Genomic DNA, 17,577 nt, shown 5'->3' on the forward strand with positions numbered 1-17,577 from the left:
TATTTACCCTCTTGCCGCAAGTGCGGTAACGCGATCGTAAGCTGCACCGGAGCGCAGTACGTCCAGAACTTTTTGGGCGTTGGCTTTCAGATCTTCCTCGCCATGTAAACGCATCAGCATGGCTACGTTGGCCGCCACGGCGGCCTCATGGGCGGCCTCACCTTTACCTTGTAATAAGCGCGTGAGAATGTCACGGTTTTCTTCCGGCGTGCCGCCCGCCAGGGCGTCCTGATGGTACGGGGTCAACCCGAAGTCAGCGGCCTCAAGCTGATAGTTCAGCACTTCGCCGTTATTCAGTTCCGCCACCAGCGTGGGCGCATGCAGGGAAACTTCATCCATCCCGCCGCTGTGTACCACGGCGGCGCGTTGGTAACCGAGGACGCGCAGCGTCTCCGCAATCGGCAGGACCAGTTCCGGGCTGTAAACGCCAATCAGCGCCAGCGGCGGGTGCGCCGGGTTAATGAGTGGACCGAGCACGTTAAACAGCGTGCGGGTTTTGAGCTGCTGGCGAACCGGCATCGCGTGGCGGAAACCGGTGTGATACTTCGGCGCAAACAGGAAACAGACGCCCAGGTCATCCAACGCTTCACGGGAACGCTCGGCGTTCATGTCCAGGTTGATACCGAAAGCCGCCAGCAGGTCGGACGATCCGGAACGGCTGGACACGCTGCGGTTGCCGTGTTTCGCCACCTTCAGACCGCATGCCGCGGCCACAAAGGCGCTGGCGGTGGAAATATTGATACTGTTACTGCCGTCGCCACCGGTCCCGACAATATCGGCAAACGGATAGTCCGGGCGCGGGAACGGGGCGGCATTTTCCAGCAGCGCGGTTGCCGCGCCGGCGATCTCCTGCGGGCTTTCGCCACGTACCTTCATGCTCACCAGCGCAGCGGCCAGCTGCTCAGGCTTCAGCTCGCCGCGCACGACGGCGGAGAACAGCTGATGGCTCTCCTGCTGGCTCAGGGTCTGAGCCTGATACAGTTTTTCCAGAATCGGTTGCAGGGTGTTGGTCTGCTCCAGCTTTTGTAGCGCCCAGTCGAGCGTTTGCTCCAGCAGGCGCGCGCCGTTGGACGTCAGGATAGATTCCGGGTGGAACTGCATCCCGCAGACGCGATCCGCATCGTGACGCACCGCCATCACCATCCCTTCAAACGAGGCGTTAATGGTCAGCCCGGCCGGAATGTTGCTGCCGACCAGCGAGTGGTAACGCGCTACCGGAAGCGGGTTCGGCAGACCGGCAAACATCGCCTGACCGTCATGTTCAATACTTGACGCTTTACCATGGAGGATCTCCCCCGCCTGACCCACGTAACCGCCGTAGGCTTCGACAATCGCCTGGTGGCCGAGGCAGATGCCGATAATCGGCAGCTTGCCGCGCATACGGGTCAACAGCTCAGGCATACAGCCTGCTTCGCTCGGTGCGCCTGGGCCCGGGGAGAGCATCAGCACCGGGTTTTGCATGGTCGCCAGACGGTCAATTAGCGTCTGGGCCGGAACGTGGTTGCGATAGATAACGACATTGTGACCATTCGCACGCAGCTGATCTGCCAGGTTGTAGGTAAAGGAGTCGATATTATCGAGCAGCAGAATGTCAGCCATCAGAAAATCTCCTGTGCATGGTGTGCGGTAGCAATGGCGCGCAGTACCGCGCGCGCCTTACTGCGGGTTTCGTCGGCTTCCGACTGCGGAACAGAATCCAGCACAATCCCGGCCCCGGCCTGGACGGTGGCAATGCCGTCCTCAACGTAGGCGGAGCGGATCACGATGCAGGTATCAAGGTCACCGTGAGCGGTGAAATAGCCCACGGCACCACCGTAGGTGCCGCGACGGCGTCCTTCCGCTTCGGCGATCAGCTGCATGGCGCGGACTTTCGGCGCGCCGCTCAGGGTGCCCATGTTCATGCAGGCGCGGTAGGCATGCAGAACGTCGAGGTCGTGGCGCAGTTCACCCACCACGCGGGATACCAGGTGCATGACGAAGGAGTAGCGGTCGACTTTGGTCAGGTCCGCCACGTAGCGGCTGCCTGGGGTGCAAATACGTGCCAGATCGTTACGCGCCAGGTCAACCAGCATCAGGTGTTCGGAGAGCTCTTTATGGTCGGTACGCATTTCAAGTTCGATGCGGCTGTCGAGATCGCGGTCCAGGGAGCCATCGGCACGACGGCCGCGTGGACGGGTTCCCGCTATCGGGTAGATCTCAATCTGGCGGCTGGTGGCGTCGTACTTGAGGGAGCTTTCCGGCGACGCGCCAAACAGGGTGAAATCATTGTCCTGCATAAAGAACATGTACGGGCTTGGGTTGCTCTTTTTCAGCACATCGTAAGCCGCCAGCGGCGACGGGCAGGGCAGTGTGAAGCGACGGGACGGCACTACCTGGAAAATCTCCCCGGCACGAATCGCTTTTTGCATCTGACGTACCACCGCGCCGTACTGATCGTCGGTCTGACTCACCTCGCAGGTCATCTTTTCAACACGCTGCACCGGGAGCGCGGGCGGTGCTTCTGACATCTGCTGTTGCAGTTGGGCGATGCGCTGCGCGAGGCGATTTTTCTCAGACTCAGACGGAGTGAAAAGGCTGGCCTGGATGCGGGTATATTTTTTCTGATGGTCGATCACCAGCAGGGTTTCGGCCAGGTAGAAACAGTAGTCCGGGCAGCGGTTTCCCTGCTCGGTTTCCGGTAAATCTTCAAAGCCAGCAACCAGGTCGTAAGCAAACAGCCCGCCAAAAAACATTGCTTCGCGCTCAACTTCCGGCACGGCCACCAGATTTTGCAGCAGGCGAAAGGCGTCAAAAACGGAGAGCGAGCAGAGGCGGGCATCCTCATCCAGCAGCTGGCTCACCGGCGGGAAATGCAGAATACGCAGGTCCGGGTGGCGTTCATTTTCAATGCCTGAAGGCAGCGCCGCATCCAGCAGCGGCAGGAGCGACGCGCCATTGTCAGACAACGCCCTGATAGTGACGGTGTCACCTAACGCGGTAATGCGCAGCGCGCTGTCAACCAGCAGCAGGCTTTTGAGGTCGTCCTTACTGTCGATATCAGCTGACTCCAGCAGCAGCGTCGCGGGACGTGCGCCGCACACCTGATGAAACAGCGCGGTAGGGTTATGGCGATAGGCCGCCTCGCAGGTCAGCAGTTCGAGGTGGGGTTTGGCTGTTTGCATGTTGTTGTTCTCATATTCTGTTCAAAAAAAAGCCCGCTTGGGAGCGGGCCGGGTATCTGTTTGCTTATCGCAGACGTGTGACACTGCCCGAAGATCAGGAAGTACGCCACCAACCGTGCAGAGCGAAATGTGCTGTCATTTTCAGATACCTTTCTCGTGTGAACTTGCGTACTAGTTAACTAGTTCGATGGCGTGTTGTCAACCCCTGATTTCAGTATTTCACGGTTAGTCGGTATCATAGGGGCTTCGGATGTCTCCAACCTGTTATGGGAAGTGCTTTGAGCGATACCACCTACGCCGTAATTTATGATTTACATAGCCATACGCAGGCTTCAGATGGCCTGCTGACACCCGAAGCTTTGGTCCATCGCGCCGTTGAAATGCGTGTCGGCACGCTGGCAATAACCGATCACGATACCACTGACGGCATTCCCGCCGCGCGCGCCGAGATTGCCCGCAGCGGACTGGCGCTGGATCTGGTGGCCGGGGTTGAGATCTCGACGGTCTGGGAAAACCACGAAATTCATATCGTTGGCCTGAACATCGATACGGAACATCCGGCCATGCGTGCTTTTTTGCAAGAACAAAAAACACGCCGCAATCAACGCGCGGAGATGATTGGCGAACGTCTGGAAAAAGCGCATATTCCCGGTGCGCTGGAAGGCGCGCGAACGCTGGCGAACGGTGGGGCGGTGACGCGCGGCCATTTCGCCCGTTTTCTTGTGGATGCCGGTAAGGCGACGACCATGGCGAATGTCTTTAAAAAGTATCTGGCGCGCGGGAAAACCGGATACGTTCCCCCACAGTGGTGTACAATAAAACAAGCTATTGATGTGATTCATCATTCTGGCGGTAAGGCCGTGCTGGCCCATCCGGGGCGGTATAATCTTTCTGCTAAATGGCTGAAAAGACTGCTGGCACACTTTGCCGACTGCGGCGGTGAGGCGATGGAAGTTGCCCAGTGTCAGCAGGCACCCAATGAGCGTTCGCAGCTCGCGACCTACGCCCGTCAGTTTGGTCTGCTTGGGTCACAGGGTTCAGATTTCCATCAGCCCTGCGCGTGGATTGAACTGGGGCGCAAGCTCTGGTTACCCGCGGGCGTTGAGCCTGTCTGGCAGCTCTGGGAACAGCCACAGCAAATTGAAGAGAGGGAAGTATGAGTCAGTTTTTCTATATCCATCCGGATAACCCCCAGCCACGTCTGATTAATCAGGCCGTGGAGATCGTCCGCAAAGGCGGCGTTATTGTCTACCCAACCGATTCTGGCTACGCGCTGGGCTGTAAAATTGAGGATAAAGGGGCGATGGAGCGCATCTGTCGCATCCGCCAGCTGCCGGACGGCCACAACTTCACCCTGATGTGTCGCGATCTCTCTGAGCTGTCGACCTATGCTTATGTTGATAACGTGGCCTTTCGTCTGATTAAAAACAACACGCCGGGTAACTACACCTTCATTCTGAAGGGGACAAAAGAGGTGCCGCGTCGTCTGTTGCAGGAAAAACGTAAAACCATCGGCATGCGCGTGCCGTCGAACCCGATTGCCCAGGCGCTACTGGAAACCCTCGGCGAGCCGATGCTCTCCACATCGCTGATGCTGCCGGGCAGTGAGTTTACCGAGTCCGACCCGGAAGAGATCAAAGATCGTCTGGAGAAGGTGGTGGAGCTGATTATTCATGGCGGCTATCTTGGCCAGCAGCCGACCACCGTGGTGGATCTCACCGAAGACGCGCCAGAAGTGATTCGTGAAGGCGTGGGCGATGTTAAGCCTTTCTTGTAAGGGTGTAAGCAGATATACTACGCGGCCATCAAAGCAGGGCGCCGCCCTGTTTTTGACCTGATTCGACGCCTGTGAAGGCGACACCTGAGGAAGCTCAATGAGCGAGAAGTTACAGAAAGTGCTGGCGCGCGCCGGCCACGGTTCGCGCCGTGAAATCGAAGCCATTATTGAAGCAGGCCGCGTGAGTGTGGACGGTAAAATCGCCACGCTCGGTGACCGCGTTGAAATCGTACCGGGGCTGAAGATCCGCATTGACGGCCATCTTATCTCCGTGAAAGAGTCTGCTGAACAGATCTGCCGCGTACTGGCTTACTACAAGCCGGAAGGCGAACTGTGTACCCGCAACGACCCGGAAGGTCGCCCGACGGTGTTTGACCGTCTGCCAAAATTGCGTGGCGCCCGCTGGATTGCCGTAGGCCGTCTGGACGTGAACACCTGTGGCCTGCTGCTGTTCACCACCGATGGTGAACTGGCAAACCGTCTGATGCACCCGAGTCGTGAAGTGGAACGTGAATACGCCGTTCGTGTTTTCGGCCAGGTTGATGAGAACAAACTGCGCGACCTGTCGCGTGGTGTTCAGCTGGAGGACGGCCCTGCGGCGTTCAAAACCATCAAGTTTACCGGTGGTGAAGGCATTAACCAGTGGTACAACGTTACCCTGACAGAGGGACGTAACCGCGAGGTGCGTCGACTGTGGGAAGCGGTCGGTGTCCAGGTGAGTCGCTTGATTCGCGTCCGCTATGGCGACATTCTGCTGCCGAAAGGCCTGCCACGTGGCGGCTATACCGAACTGGATCTGACGCAAACCAACTACCTGCGCGATCTGGTTGGCCTGACGCCAGAAACCACGTCGAAAGTGGCGGTAGAGAAAGATCGTCGTCGCATGAAGGCGAATCAAATCCGCCGTGCGGTGAAACGTCACAGCCAGGTCAGCAGCAATCGCCGCTCTGGCAGCCGTAATAACAACGGTTAATTGAAAAGCCCGGTGAATATACCGGGCTTTTTTTTCAGTAATCAATCCCAATTTGCGCTTTGATACCCGCATCGAACGCATGCTTAACCGGACGCAGCTCGCTGACGGTATCGGCCAGCTCCAGAATGTCCCGATGACACCCGCGCCCCGTGACGATCGCCGTCTGGTGTGCAGGGCGGTTCCTGAGGGCCTCCAGCACGGCTTGCAGCGGCAGGTAGTCATACGCCACCATATAGGTGATCTCATCCAGCAACACCATGTTCAGCGACGGGTCTGAAAGCATTCTTTTTGCATGCTCCCAGACGGCGAGGCAGGCTGCGGTATCGGTTTCCCGGTTCTGGGTATCCCAGGTAAAACCGGTTGCCATTACCTGAAACTCAACGCCATGCGGCTCGAGCAGATTACGCTCGCCGTTGGGCCATTCACCCTTGATAAACTGGATCACGCCCACTTTCTGCCCATGCCCGACTGCGCGGGTGGCGGTCCCAAATGCGGCGGTGGTTTTGCCTTTGCCGTTGCCGGTGAACACGATGAGGATACCGCGCTCGTCCTGAGCGGCCGCCACGCGTGCATCAACCTGTTCTTTCAGACGCTGCTGGCGCTGCTGATGACGATCATCACTCATTGCGATATCCCCGGTTTGCGGCCTGGCTGGGCATCGAAGGTCATTCCGGTTTTGCGACGGCTGTCGTCACCCATCAGCCACAGGTAAAGGGGCATGATATCGGCCGGGGTTTTAAGCTTCTGCGGATCTTCTGTCGGGAAGGCGCTGGCGCGCATTTTGGTGCGCGTACCGCCTGGATTAATACAGTTAACCCGCAGGTGGCGGCTTTGGTACTCTTCGGCCAGCACCTGCATCATTCCTTCGGTGGCAAATTTTGAGACGGCGTAAGCCCCCCAGTTCGCACGCCCCTGACGCCCCACGCTGGAGGAGGTAAATACCAGCGAGCCGGAATCGGAGTTGAGTAATAAAGGAAGCAAGGCCTGGGTCAGGAAAAACGTCCCGTTGACGTTAACCTGCATCACCTGCTGCCAAATTTCCGGATCCTGTTCATCCATCGGGCGCACTTCGCCCAGTAACCCCGCGTTGTGCAGTACGCCGTCCAGACGCGGATAATGTGTGCTGATCCGCTGGGCAAGGGCCTGACATGACGCTGGCGTGCAGGTCAGCAGATCGAGCGTATACCAGGGCGTGGGGGTACCGCCGGCGTTTTCGATTTCACGGGCGACGGCCTTGAGCTTTTCTTCATTACGTCCCAGCAGAATAAGGCTCGCACCGTATTCAGAATAGGTCAGCGCCGCTTCGCGACCAATCCCGTCGCTGGCACCGGTAACCAGAATGATGCGGTTCTGTAGAAGGTTTTTTTGTGGCTGATAATGCACGGTGGCTCCTCAGGCGCATTGGGCGTGACTTGCACCTTTATTTATGACTTTTCGGCTTTATGCCCGAAACAGCGTCAGAATTCAATCAGTCTACAGGACAGAACGCTGGGAAATTAACAATTTGCAAAGATTTAAACCAGAAGCGGGGGATTCCTGAAGCCGCCTCGCAGAGGTAATGTCCAGAGCGAGACGCCTGCGCAGGGCTGTTGTACACTGGCGTGAAAGATTCGTGGTTAAATCAAGGTGGAACGCGTGGAATTACTTTCTCAGTATGGGTTGTTTTTGGCCAAAATCGCGACGGTGGTTATTGCTGTCGCGGTGATTGCCGTCCTGATTGTCAACCTGACGCAGCGTAAGCGTCAGCGTGGTGAGTTACGCATTACCCGCCTGAGCGAGCAGTATAAAGAGATGCAGGAGGAGATGTCTCTGGCGCTGCTTGACGATCATCAACAGAAGCTGTGGCTAAAAGCCCAGAAGAAAAAACATAAGCAGGACGCCAAAGCCGCGAAGGCGAAAGCTAAGCTCGCCACGCCACAGGCTGACGCAAAACCGCGCGTCTATGTGCTCGATTTTAAAGGTAGCATGGATGCGCATGAAGTCTCCTCTCTGCGTGAAGAAGTGACGGCGGTGCTGGCCGTGGCGACAGCCCAGGATCAGGTGGTGGTACGCCTTGAAAGCCCGGGCGGCGTTGTGCATGGGTATGGACTGGCGGCTTCGCAGTTACAACGTCTGCGGGACAAACAGATCCCACTCACCGTTGCGGTAGATAAGGTCGCGGCGAGTGGCGGCTATATGATGGCGTGCGTGGCGGATAAAATCGTCGCGGCACCGTTCTCCATTATCGGCTCGATTGGGGTGGTCGCGCAGATCCCTAACTTCAATCGTTTCCTGAAAAATAAAGAGATCGACATCGAACTGCATACGGCGGGTCAGTACAAACGTACGCTGACGCTGCTCGGCGAAAATACCGAAGAGGGACGGCAGAAATTCCGGGAAGATCTGAACGAAACCCACCATCTGTTCAAAGATTTCGTGCACCGCATGCGCCCAACGCTGGACATTGAGCAGGTGGCTACGGGCGAGCACTGGTACGGCACGCAGGCGCAGGAGAAAGGGCTGGTGGATGAGGTGGGTACCAGCGACGACCTCCTGCTCAACCTGATGGAAGGCCGTGAGCTGGTGGGGGTGCGCTTCACCCGACGTAAGCGCCTGCTCGACCGTTTTACCAATAGCGCGGCAGAAAGCGCGGATCGCCTGCTGCTACGCTGGTTGCAGCGCGGACAAAAGCCGCTGCTGTAAAGAAAAACGCGAGGCAGATGCCTCGCGTTTTCGTTTTAATCGACCAGGTGGTACTTCTCTGAGAGGGTATGCGCCAGGTATTTAAACATGTTAAACACGGCGGTGCTTTTCGGGGTGGGTAGCCCTTGTTCATCAAGGAAGTATTCACCGCTGAACACCAGCACGCCATTACGTTGTTCCACGCCAGTCGCTTCAATTCCCGCCAGGGTGTCTTCATGGTCGCGAATGAGTTTGTTTGCTTCGATAAGCAATGAAGTTCGGTCAATGGGTTGGGTCGTATTCTGCATATTCCACTCCTTAAACAGTGACAATAGTCTACGCCTGGGTCGCTTCGGGGGCAAATTTTCCCTGTTATCCGAGGGGATAAGAAACAGGGGCTGGCTGGCGGGATTTGCTTTTGCATGCTAATAAAGTTGCGTAACGAATTTTATCAGGTACAGTGTGCGCTTTCGTCATTCTGGCAACAGAATTGCTTGACATTCGACCGGGAATTCGTCACGAATGAACTTTGATGTGAGAAAAATACCCGAAAACTCAATGACCTGGATGTCGCCATTCTGACGTTCGGTAACACATAGGGGTTGATATCCCCTGACGATGTCGCAATATCAATGGCTCGTCGTCAGCGGAAGGGAAATCAACGTGCGGCGTATTCCTGGAAGAATTAAATTAGGTAAAGGTGAATATGGGTAAAGCTCTCGTCATCGTTGAGTCCCCGGCAAAAGCCAAAACGATCAATAAATATCTGGGCAATGACTACGTGGTTAAGTCCAGCGTTGGTCACATTCGCGATTTGCCGACCAGTGGCTCAGCCAGCAAAAAGAGCGCAGACTCTACCTCCACCAAAGGGGCTAAAAAGCCTAAAAAGGATGAACGTAGCGCGCTTGTCAACCGCATGGGTGTTAACCCATGGCACAACTGGGATGCACATTACGAAGTGCTGCCAGGCAAAGAAAAAGTCGTTAACGAGCTGAAACAGCTTGCTGAAAAAGCAGACCACATTTATCTCGCAACCGACCTTGACCGCGAAGGGGAGGCCATTGCATGGCACCTGCGGGAAGTGATCGGGGGTGATGACAAACGCTACAGCCGTGTAGTGTTCAACGAAATTACAAAGAATGCGATTCGTCAGGCGTTTGAAAAGCCGGGTGAACTGAATATCGACCGTGTTAACGCTCAGCAGGCGCGTCGCTTTATGGACCGCGTTGTAGGCTACATGGTCTCGCCGTTGCTGTGGAAAAAGGTCGCTCGCGGCCTGTCTGCGGGGCGTGTGCAGTCTGTGGCTGTTCGTCTTGTTGTTGAGCGTGAACGCGAGATCAAAGCGTTCGTCCCGGAAGAGTTCTGGGAAGTGGATGCGAATGTCACCACGCCGGGCGGCGATGCGCTGCCGTTGCAGGTGAGCCATCACAACGACAAACCGTTCCGTCCTGAAAATCGCGATCAGACCATGGCCGCCGTGGCGCTGCTGGAAAAAGCGCGTTATCAGGTTCTGGATCGTGAAGATAAACCAACCAGCAGCAAGCCTGGCGCACCGTTTATCACGTCAACTCTCCAGCAGGCGGCAAGTACCCGTCTGGGTTACGGCGTGAAGAAAACCATGATGATGGCCCAGCGCTTGTATGAAGCGGGTTACATCACCTACATGCGTACTGACTCCACCAACCTGAGCCAGGACGCTGTCAACATGGTGCGTGGCTATATCGAGGACAACTTCGGTAAGAAATACCTGCCGGACGGGCCTAATCAGTACGCCAGCAAAGAGAATTCTCAGGAAGCGCACGAAGCGATTCGTCCTTCTGACGTTTCTGTTCTGGCTGAATCGCTGAAAGATATGGAAGCGGACGCCCAGAAGCTGTATCAGCTGATCTGGCGCCAGTTCGTAGCTTGCCAGATGACGCCAGCGAAATACGACTCCACCACGCTGACGGTCGGCGCGGGTGATTTCCGCCTGAAAGCGCGCGGCCGCATTCTGCGCTTCGACGGCTGGACAAAAGTGATGCCAGCGCTGCGTAAAGGCGATGAAGACAGAACGCTGCCTTCAGTCAACAAAGGTGACGAGCTGTCGCTGGTTGATCTGGTCCCGGCTCAGCACTTCACCAAGCCACCTGCGCGCTTCAGCGAAGCATCGCTGGTGAAAGAGCTGGAAAAACGCGGCATCGGTCGCCCGTCCACCTATGCGTCAATCATTTCGACCATTCAGGATCGTGGATACGTTCGCGTCGAGAACCGTCGTTTCTATGCTGAAAAAATGGGTGAGATTGTCACCGACCGTCTGGAAGCGAACTTCCGCGAGTTGATGAACTATGACTTCACCGCGCAGATGGAAGACAGCCTCGATGAGGTTGCCAGCCATAAGGCAGAGTGGAAGAAAGTTCTCGACAGCTTCTTCAGCGATTTTACCAATCAGCTTGAGAAAGCCGAGAAAGATCCTGAAGAGGGCGGCATGCTGCCTAACCAGATGGTACTGACGAGCATCGACTGCCCAACCTGCGGCCGTAAAATGGGGATCCGTACCGCGACCACGGGCGTGTTCCTCGGTTGCTCTGGCTATGCGCTGTCGCCGAAAGAGCGTTGCAAAACCACCATCAACCTCGTGCCGGAGAACGAAGTTCTCAACGTGCTGGAAGGTGACGATGCGGAGACCAACGCACTGCGCGCCAAACGCCGCTGTAAGAAATGCGGCACGGCGATGGACAGCTACCTGATCGATCCAAAACGCAAACTGCACGTTTGTGGCAATAACCCGACCTGCGATGGTTATGAGATCGAAGAAGGTGAGTTCCGTATTAAGGGCTATGACGGTCCAATCGTTGAGTGTGAGAAATGTGGTTCCGAAATGCACCTGAAAATGGGACGCTTCGGTAAGTACATGGCATGCACCAACGACGACTGTAAAAACACGCGTAAGATCCTGCGTAACGGTGAAGTTGCGCCGCCGAAGGAAGATCCGGTTCCGCTTCCTGAGCTGCCGTGCGAGAAGTCAGACGCGTATTTCGTGCTGCGTGACGGTGCTGCTGGGGTATTCCTGGCGGCCAACACCTTCCCGAAATCGCGCGAAACCCGTGCGCCGCTGGTAGAAGAGCTGTACCGCTTCCGCGACCGTCTGCCGGAGAAACTGCGTTACCTGGCCGATGCGCCACAGCAGGATCCGGAAGGCAACAAAACCGTGGTGCGCTTCAGCCGTAAAACGAAGCAGCAGTACGTGGCGGCAGAGAAAGAGGGCAAAGCGACCGGATGGTCAGCCTTCTTTGTCGACGGGAAATGGGTTGAAGGCAAGAAATAATCTTCCCTTACCGTAACTTACCTGTAAAAGGGCCGGTCTTCCGGCCCTTTTTTATTACGTAGTTATTATTTTTTGTTCCGTACTATACAGCCTGGCTATAAATGATATAGTGGTTATAGTTAACCCGTTTCTTATTATCAAATCGTCTTAAGCGATTGACGCATGCGCTAAATCGGATGGTCTGGCATGAAATTACAGCAGCTTCGCTATATCGTTGAGGTCGTCAATCATAACCTCAATGTCTCTTCCACCGCAGAAGGTCTTTATACCTCTCAGCCCGGCATCAGTAAGCAGGTGCGTATGCTGGAGGATGAGTTAGGTATTCAGATATTTGCCCGCAGCGGTAAGCACCTGACTCAGGTCACCCCGGCAGGACAGGAAATCATACGCATCGCACGGGAAGTGCTCTCCAAAGTCGACGCCATTAAATCCGTCGCCGGGGAACATACCTGGCCGGATAAAGGCTCTCTGTATATTGCCACCACGCATACACAGGCGCGTTATGCGCTTCCCGGGGTGATCAAAGGCTTCATAGAACGCTATCCCCGCGTTTCCCTGCATATGCATCAGGGATCACCGACGCAAATCGCAGAGGCCGTGTCTAAAGGCAATGCAGACTTCGCTATCGCGACGGAAGCGCTCCATCTGTACGATGATCTGGTCATGCTCCCGTGCTACCACTGGAACCGCTCTATTGTCGTGACCCCGGATCACCCGCTGGCGGGGAAGGGCGAAGTGACAATCGAAGAACTGGCGCAATACCCGCTGGTGACCTATACGTTCGGCTTTACGGGCCGGTCTGAACTGGACACCGCGTTTAACCGCGCCGGATTAACGCCACGGATTGTCTTTACGGCGACGGATGCGGACGTCATAAAAACGTATGTACGTCTGGGCCTGGGCGTTGGGGTTATTGCCAGCATGGCGGTGGATCCTGTCTCAGACCCGGATCTGGTGCGTCTGGATGCGCATGATATTTTCAGCCACAGCACCACCAAGATAGGTTTTCGTCGCAGCACGTTCCTGCGCAGCTATATGTATGATTTTATTCAACGCTTTGCGCCACATTTAACGCGCGATGTGGTGGATACAGCTGTGGCGTTACGCTCCAATGAAGACATCGAAGAGATGTTTAAAGACATTAAACTTCCCGCCAAATAATCACTCCCGGTATCTTTCTCTTGCGGAAAGATACCGTCATTCCGCTTTAAACCTGAATTAGAATTATCATCATCTACGCCCACTGTCATATATCGTCATAACCCATTTGATGACTATGGTTTTACTGTCGCAAATTTGCGACAAAAGTAGAAACTAATTTACAGCTGTGCAAATTATTCTTTTCAATTATTTATTTCGGGTCAAAAGATTGAATTTTCCCGGGCTCGGATACGTAAATTCACTGGCTTTTCGGCTAAACTTTCTTTAGGATTTATCTCATCAGATGATTACTTGTGCCAATTGTTTGGTCTCTAAATGATAAGCGATATCGATTGTATGAGGTTAGCAATGCCGTCAGGAAGTGAAGAACCGCAAAGGGATCCCGCGCTTAAGCGTAAAGCCTGGCTGGCGGTCTTTCTTGGCTCTGCCCTGTTCTGGGTGGTGGTTGCTCTTCTTGTCTGGAATTACTGGGGTTGATTATGGTCATGACGGTGCGTACAGAAGCGAGAAAAGAGATGTGTCAGCTTCGTGACAATGCTCACAAAGCCCGTAAGGCGCCAGCAACCAGCGTGCCAGCTTCCTGGAAACTGACGCCGCAGCAGCAGGCCTTTATTGATGTGTTCGCGGAAGACGAACCCAAAAAACAATAATTTTGATTTTTGCGTAATGATGCAAATAGTCTGAATATAGACCGTGCACTTTTGTACTCCTTAATAAATACACATCAGCAATTCAGCAATATAGAACGAGGGCAGACCTCGCAACCTTAAATAATTAAAGTCTGGTGTCCCTATGATGAATAACATGACAACCGTAAAATACTGGTCATGGCTCGGCGTATTCTCAGCGTCGATCCTCTTCTGGTGTCAGCTCCTCTGGCTGGCCTTGCACTAAATCGTAAAACCTCGCCACGGCGGGGTTTTTTGTTTTATCCCTCGCGTTGGACCATTCCTAAATTTATCAATTTGGGTTGTTATCAAAACGTTACGACATCTTTGTGTTATCTTTAATTACAGCCCTGATGATTGTCAGGACATCCCTGTTTTTAAGGAGGAGCTTATGTCGTTAACCCTACGCGAAGCCAGTAAGGACACATTACAGGCGGAAAATAAAACCTGGCGCTACTACAGCTTACCGCTGGCTGCCAGAACGCTTGGGGACATTTCGCGGTTACCCAAGTCGTTGAAAGTCTTACTGGAAAACCTCTTGCGCTGGCAGGATGGCGACTCGGTTACCGAGGAGGATATCCAGGCTCTGGCAGGGTGGCTGAAAAATGCTCATGCAGACAGAGAAATAGCCTATCGCCCGGCCAGAGTGCTGATGCAGGATTTCACCGGCGTGCCAGCGGTGGTGGATTTAGCTGCTATGCGTGAAGCCGTTAAGCGTCTCGGGGGCGATACAGCTAAGGTTAACCCCTTGTCCCCGGTAGACCTCGTCATTGACCACTCCGTCACCGTCGATCACTTTGGTGACGACGATGCTTTCGGCGAAAACGTCCGTCTGGAGATGGAACGTAACCATGAACGCTACGTATTTCTGAAATGGGGTCAGCAGGCATTCAGCCGCTTCAGCGTTGTTCCACCGGGCACCGGCATTTGTCACCAGGTCAACCTGGAATATCTTGGCAAAGCCGTCTGGAGTGAATTGCAGGATAAAGAGTGGGTGGCTTACCCTGATACGCTGGTGGGCACCGATTCACACACCACCATGATTAACGGCCTTGGCGTTCTGGGCTGGGGCGTCGGTGGTATTGAAGCGGAAGCGGCCATGCTCGGCCAGCCGGTATCAATGCTCATTCCCGATGTGGTGGGCTTTAAGCTGACCGGTAAGTTGTCCGAAGGCATTACCGCCACGGATCTGGTTCTGACGGTCACCCAGATGCTGCGTAAGCATGGCGTGGTGGGTAAATTCGTTGAATTTTATGGCGATGGTCTGGATTCACTGCCGCTGGCGGACAGGGCCACCATCGCCAACATGGCGCCGGAATATGGCGCGACCTGCGGCTTTTTCCCGATTGATAGCGTTACGCTGGAGTATATGCGCCTCAGTGGTCGCAGCGAGGAGCAGGTGGCTCTCGTTGAGGCCTACACCAAAGCGCAGGGCATGTGGCGTAACCCGGGTGACGAGCCGGTATTTACCAGTACGCTGGAGCTGGATATGGGCACCGTTGAGGCAAGCCTCGCAGGGCCAAAACGTCCGCAGGACCGCGTCGCCCTGAGCAACGTTCCGAAAGCCTTTGCCGCAAGCAATGAGCTGGAAGTTAACGCCGCACAAAAAGATCACCGTCCGGTGGACTATGTTCTGAACGGGCATCAGTATCAGCTCCCTGACGGCGCCGTGGTGATCGCCGCTATCACTTCCTGTACCAACACGTCCAACCCGAGTGTGTTAATGGCTGCCGGGCTGCTGGCAAAAAAAGCGGTAGAGCTGGGGCTCAAGCCACAGCCTTGGGTTAAAGCCTCCCTGGCGCCTGGTTCGAAAGTGGTATCCGATTACCTGGCACAGGCCAGACTCACGCCTTACCTCGACGAGCTGGGCTTTAACCTGGTGGGCTACGGCTGTACGACCTGCATCGGTAACTCTGGTCCACTGCCTGAACCTATTGAAATGGCGATCAAGCAGGGGGATTTGACCGTTGGCGCGGTACTTTCCGGTAACCGAAACTTTGAAGGGCGTATTCATCCGCTAGTGAAAACCAACTGGCTGGCCTCGCCGCCGCTGGTTGTAGCCTATGCGCTGGCCGGAAACATGAACATTAACCTGGCGACCGATCCGATTGGTCACGATCGCAAAAATGAACCGGTCTATCTGAAAGACATCTGGCCATCATCGCGCGAAATTGCGCGCGCGGTAGAGAAAGTTTCCACCGAGATGTTCCGCAAAGAGTATGCGGAAGTGTTCGAAGGCACAGCGGAATGGAAAACGATCGACGTGGTGGGTTCCGATACCTATGACTGGCAGGATGATTCCACCTATATTCGCCTGTCGCCATTCTTCGACGAAATGCTGGCGGAGCCTGCACCGCTGAAAGATATTCACGGCGCGCGCATTCTGGCGATGCTGGGCGATTCCGTCACCACCGACCATATCTCCCCTGCGGGTAGCATCAAGGCGGACAGTCCGGCAGGTCGGTATCTGCAAAGTCGTGGCGTGGAACGTCGCGATTTCAACTCCTACGGTTCGCGCCGCGGTAACCACGAAGTGATGATGCGCGGGACCTTTGCCAACATCCGCATTCGCAATGAAATGGTCCCAGGTGTGGAAGGGGGTATGACGCGCCACCTGCCGGATACAGAGGTCATTTCAATTTATGACGCAGCCATGAAGTATCAGCAGCAGGGTACGCCGCTGGCCGTTATTGCCGGTAAAGAGTACGGCTCCGGTTCCAGTCGCGACTGGGCGGCAAAAGGTCCGCGTCTGCTCGGGGTTCGCGTGGTGATTGCCGAATCCTTTGAACGTATCCACCGCTCAAACCTGATCGGGATGGGGATCCTGCCGCTGGAGTTTCCGCAGGGCGTAACGCGTAAAACGCTGGGTTTGACCGGGGAAGAGCAGATTGATATCAGCGGTCTGCAAAATCTGCAACCGGGTAAAACCGTTCCGGTTAAGTTAACGCGCGCAGATGGAACGACAGAAGTGCTGGATTGCCGGTGTCGTATTGATACGGCAACAGAGCTGACCTATTACCAGAACGACGGCATTTTACATTATGTGATTCGTAAGATGCTGGACTGATCAAACTCGCCCGGCACATGTGCCGGGCGTTTTGCGTTTACTCGCTCAGCAGATGCCCCATTTTGGCAGCTTTGGTATCGAGGTAGTGCGCGTTTTTCGGGTTGCGGCCGACAATCAGCGGTACGCGTTCCACAATATTGATGCCCGCTTCAGTGAGGATTTCCACTTTTTTCGGGTTATTGGTCAACAGACGCACTTCGTCCACGCCCAGCAGCTTGAACATATCCGCGCACAGGGTGAAATCGCGCTCGTCAGCAGCAAAGCCGAGCTGATGGTTCGCTTCGACGGTATCGTAGCCCTGATCCTGCAACGCGTAGGCGCGGATTTTATTCAGCAGGCCAATATTGCGTCCTTCCTGACGGTGATACAGCAGAACGCCACGTCCTTCCTCTGCGATATGAGAAAGGGCGGCTTCAAGCTGAAAACCGCAGTCGCACCGCAGGCTGAACAGCGCGTCACCGGTCAGACACTCTGAATGAACGCGGGACAGCACCGGCGTTTGCCCCGAAATGTCGCCGAACACCAGGGCGACGTGATCTTGCCCGGTTGCCAGTTCTTCAAAACCCACCATCAGGAAATCGCCCCATGGGGTTGGCAGTTTGGCTTCTGCCACACGTTTAAGCTGCATGTGATTCTCCAGACCAGGCTGACACGTTTCGTGCCTTTGCCCCATTATGCTTTCTGTATCGGACTATTTTGCCACAAGCCCGGCAACTTCACCTAATCACCACCACGCTTTACAAACGTTAAACGCACAATCCGACATATCCACCAGAATGATGAAATTCAGTTATGATTGTGGTGC

The 17,577-nt window shown here is 55.2% G+C and carries 17 protein-coding genes and 1 other annotated feature; of the genes, 10 read left to right on the plus strand and 7 right to left on the minus strand.

Annotation, left to right across the window (positions count from 1 at the left end; translation table 11 throughout):
- Nucleotides 1–3 precede the first annotated feature (3 nt).
- The 3 genes from trpD to trpL form a co-directional block, all read right to left on the minus strand.
- Nucleotides 4–1,599 (minus strand): bifunctional anthranilate synthase glutamate amidotransferase component TrpG/anthranilate phosphoribosyltransferase TrpD, encoded by a 1,596-nt coding sequence (gene trpD, locus ACOTYH_RS07665; protein ID WP_017384223.1) that lies wholly within the window; start codon nucleotides 1,597–1,599, stop codon nucleotides 4–6.
- On the minus strand, nucleotides 1,599–3,161 hold the full coding sequence (locus tag ACOTYH_RS07670; protein ID WP_033486856.1) for an anthranilate synthase component 1: 1,563 nt from the start codon (nucleotides 3,159–3,161) through the stop codon (nucleotides 1,599–1,601). The genes trpD and ACOTYH_RS07670 overlap by 1 nt, the downstream gene beginning before the upstream one ends.
- Before the next feature lie 23 nt (nucleotides 3,162–3,184).
- Nucleotides 3,185–3,279, minus strand: a sequence feature (Trp leader region).
- Nucleotides 3,256–3,300, minus strand: coding sequence for a trp operon leader peptide (gene trpL / locus ACOTYH_RS07675; RefSeq protein WP_071524153.1), 45 nt, complete (start codon nucleotides 3,298–3,300; stop codon nucleotides 3,256–3,258). Its footprint overlaps the feature before it by 24 nt.
- A 127-nt stretch (nucleotides 3,301–3,427) precedes the next feature.
- On the opposite strand from trpL, the gene rnm reads away from it, so the two are divergent.
- The 3 genes from rnm to rluB all read left to right on the plus strand — a co-directional run bounded on the left by rnm (nucleotide 3,428) and on the right by rluB (nucleotide 5,911).
- The gene (gene rnm / locus ACOTYH_RS07680) at nucleotides 3,428–4,321 is read left to right on the plus strand and encodes an RNase RNM (RefSeq protein ID WP_023296717.1); all 894 of its coding nucleotides are present in this window, start codon (nucleotides 3,428–3,430) and stop codon (nucleotides 4,319–4,321) included.
- Nucleotides 4,318–4,938, plus strand: coding sequence for an L-threonylcarbamoyladenylate synthase (locus ACOTYH_RS07685; protein ID WP_003856793.1), 621 nt, complete (start codon nucleotides 4,318–4,320; stop codon nucleotides 4,936–4,938). The genes rnm and ACOTYH_RS07685 overlap by 4 nt, the downstream gene beginning before the upstream one ends.
- Before the next feature lie 97 nt (nucleotides 4,939–5,035).
- Complete coding sequence (rluB, locus tag ACOTYH_RS07690; protein WP_003856794.1) at nucleotides 5,036–5,911, plus strand: 23S rRNA pseudouridine(2605) synthase RluB; 876 nt, start codon at nucleotides 5,036–5,038, stop codon at nucleotides 5,909–5,911.
- Between the two features lie 34 nt (nucleotides 5,912–5,945).
- Here the strand turns inward: rluB and cobO are convergent, their stop codons facing one another.
- Nucleotides 5,946–6,536 carry a cob(I)yrinic acid a,c-diamide adenosyltransferase gene (gene cobO, locus ACOTYH_RS07695; RefSeq protein ID WP_032619581.1) on the minus strand — a complete coding sequence of 197 codons (591 nt, stop codon included), beginning with the start codon at nucleotides 6,534–6,536 and terminating at the stop codon, nucleotides 5,946–5,948.
- Entirely contained in the window at nucleotides 6,533–7,294 is a 762-nt protein-coding gene (locus ACOTYH_RS07700) for a YciK family oxidoreductase (protein WP_017384219.1), read from the minus strand. The genes cobO and ACOTYH_RS07700 overlap by 4 nt, the downstream gene beginning before the upstream one ends.
- A 252-nt stretch (nucleotides 7,295–7,546) precedes the next feature.
- On the opposite strand from ACOTYH_RS07700, the gene sohB reads away from it, so the two are divergent.
- Nucleotides 7,547–8,593, plus strand: a complete 1,047-nt coding sequence (sohB, locus tag ACOTYH_RS07705) for a protease SohB (RefSeq protein WP_023296716.1) — start codon at nucleotides 7,547–7,549, stop codon at nucleotides 8,591–8,593.
- 35 nt (nucleotides 8,594–8,628) lie between these two features.
- Here sohB and ACOTYH_RS07710 read toward each other — a convergent pair whose 3' ends face one another.
- A complete protein-coding gene (locus tag ACOTYH_RS07710; protein ID WP_421637653.1) occupies nucleotides 8,629–8,880 on the minus strand; it encodes a YciN family protein in 252 nt (83 codons plus the stop codon).
- A gap of 398 nt (nucleotides 8,881–9,278) precedes the next feature.
- On the opposite strand from ACOTYH_RS07710, the gene topA reads away from it, so the two are divergent.
- From topA to acnA, 6 genes are all read left to right on the plus strand, one after another.
- Entirely contained in the window at nucleotides 9,279–11,876 is a 2,598-nt protein-coding gene (topA, locus tag ACOTYH_RS07715) for a type I DNA topoisomerase (protein WP_017384217.1), read from the plus strand.
- 186 nt (nucleotides 11,877–12,062) lie between these two features.
- The gene (cysB, locus tag ACOTYH_RS07720; protein WP_006810844.1) at nucleotides 12,063–13,037 is read left to right on the plus strand and encodes an HTH-type transcriptional regulator CysB; all 975 of its coding nucleotides are present in this window, start codon (nucleotides 12,063–12,065) and stop codon (nucleotides 13,035–13,037) included.
- 336 nt (nucleotides 13,038–13,373) lie between these two features.
- The gene (locus ACOTYH_RS07725; RefSeq protein ID WP_213083754.1) at nucleotides 13,374–13,514 is read left to right on the plus strand and encodes a YmiA family putative membrane protein; all 141 of its coding nucleotides are present in this window, start codon (nucleotides 13,374–13,376) and stop codon (nucleotides 13,512–13,514) included.
- An 8-nt stretch (nucleotides 13,515–13,522) separates the two neighbouring features.
- Nucleotides 13,523–13,687 carry a hypothetical protein gene (locus tag ACOTYH_RS07730; RefSeq protein ID WP_162183706.1) on the plus strand — a complete coding sequence of 55 codons (165 nt, stop codon included), beginning with the start codon at nucleotides 13,523–13,525 and terminating at the stop codon, nucleotides 13,685–13,687.
- A 145-nt stretch (nucleotides 13,688–13,832) separates the two neighbouring features.
- Entirely contained in the window at nucleotides 13,833–13,931 is a 99-nt protein-coding gene (gene ymiC / locus ACOTYH_RS07735) for a small membrane protein YmiC (RefSeq protein WP_032103392.1), read from the plus strand.
- Nucleotides 13,932–14,096: 165 nt separating this feature from the next.
- On the plus strand, nucleotides 14,097–16,772 hold the full coding sequence (gene acnA, locus ACOTYH_RS07740) for an aconitate hydratase AcnA (protein ID WP_257438065.1): 2,676 nt from the start codon (nucleotides 14,097–14,099) through the stop codon (nucleotides 16,770–16,772).
- A gap of 37 nt (nucleotides 16,773–16,809) precedes the next feature.
- Here the strand turns inward: acnA and ribA are convergent, their stop codons facing one another.
- Nucleotides 16,810–17,400 carry a GTP cyclohydrolase II gene (ribA, locus tag ACOTYH_RS07745; protein ID WP_003856813.1) on the minus strand — a complete coding sequence of 197 codons (591 nt, stop codon included), beginning with the start codon at nucleotides 17,398–17,400 and terminating at the stop codon, nucleotides 16,810–16,812.
- Nucleotides 17,401–17,577 lie beyond the last annotated feature (177 nt).

The sequence above is a fragment of the Enterobacter cloacae complex sp. SHL001 genome (assembly GCF_049236825.1).
In the GTDB taxonomy this organism is placed as follows: Bacteria; Pseudomonadota; Gammaproteobacteria; order Enterobacterales; family Enterobacteriaceae; genus Enterobacter; species Enterobacter hormaechei_C.

Coding starts and splice junctions, on each gene's coding strand:
- ACOTYH_RS07730 (WP_162183706.1), top strand. CDS start 13,523: ATGACGGTGCGTACAGAAGCGAGAAAAGAGATGTGTCAGCTTCGTGAC.
- cobO (WP_032619581.1), bottom strand. CDS start 6,536: ATGAGTGATGATCGTCATCAGCAGCGCCAGCAGCGTCTGAAAGAACAG.
- ACOTYH_RS07725 (WP_213083754.1), top strand. CDS start 13,374: ATGAGGTTAGCAATGCCGTCAGGAAGTGAAGAACCGCAAAGGGATCCC.
- rluB (WP_003856794.1), top strand. CDS start 5,036: ATGAGCGAGAAGTTACAGAAAGTGCTGGCGCGCGCCGGCCACGGTTCG.
- ymiC (WP_032103392.1), top strand. CDS start 13,833: ATGAATAACATGACAACCGTAAAATACTGGTCATGGCTCGGCGTATTC.
- cysB (WP_006810844.1), top strand. CDS start 12,063: ATGAAATTACAGCAGCTTCGCTATATCGTTGAGGTCGTCAATCATAAC.
- rnm (WP_023296717.1), top strand. CDS start 3,428: ATGGGAAGTGCTTTGAGCGATACCACCTACGCCGTAATTTATGATTTA.
- topA (WP_017384217.1), top strand. CDS start 9,279: ATGGGTAAAGCTCTCGTCATCGTTGAGTCCCCGGCAAAAGCCAAAACG.
- ribA (WP_003856813.1), bottom strand. CDS start 17,400: ATGCAGCTTAAACGTGTGGCAGAAGCCAAACTGCCAACCCCATGGGGC.
- trpD (WP_017384223.1), bottom strand. CDS start 1,599: ATGGCTGACATTCTGCTGCTCGATAATATCGACTCCTTTACCTACAAC.
- ACOTYH_RS07670 (WP_033486856.1), bottom strand. CDS start 3,161: ATGCAAACAGCCAAACCCCACCTCGAACTGCTGACCTGCGAGGCGGCC.
- acnA (WP_257438065.1), top strand. CDS start 14,097: ATGTCGTTAACCCTACGCGAAGCCAGTAAGGACACATTACAGGCGGAA.
- ACOTYH_RS07710 (WP_421637653.1), bottom strand. CDS start 8,880: ATGCAGAATACGACCCAACCCATTGACCGAACTTCATTGCTTATCGAA.
- ACOTYH_RS07685 (WP_003856793.1), top strand. CDS start 4,318: ATGAGTCAGTTTTTCTATATCCATCCGGATAACCCCCAGCCACGTCTG.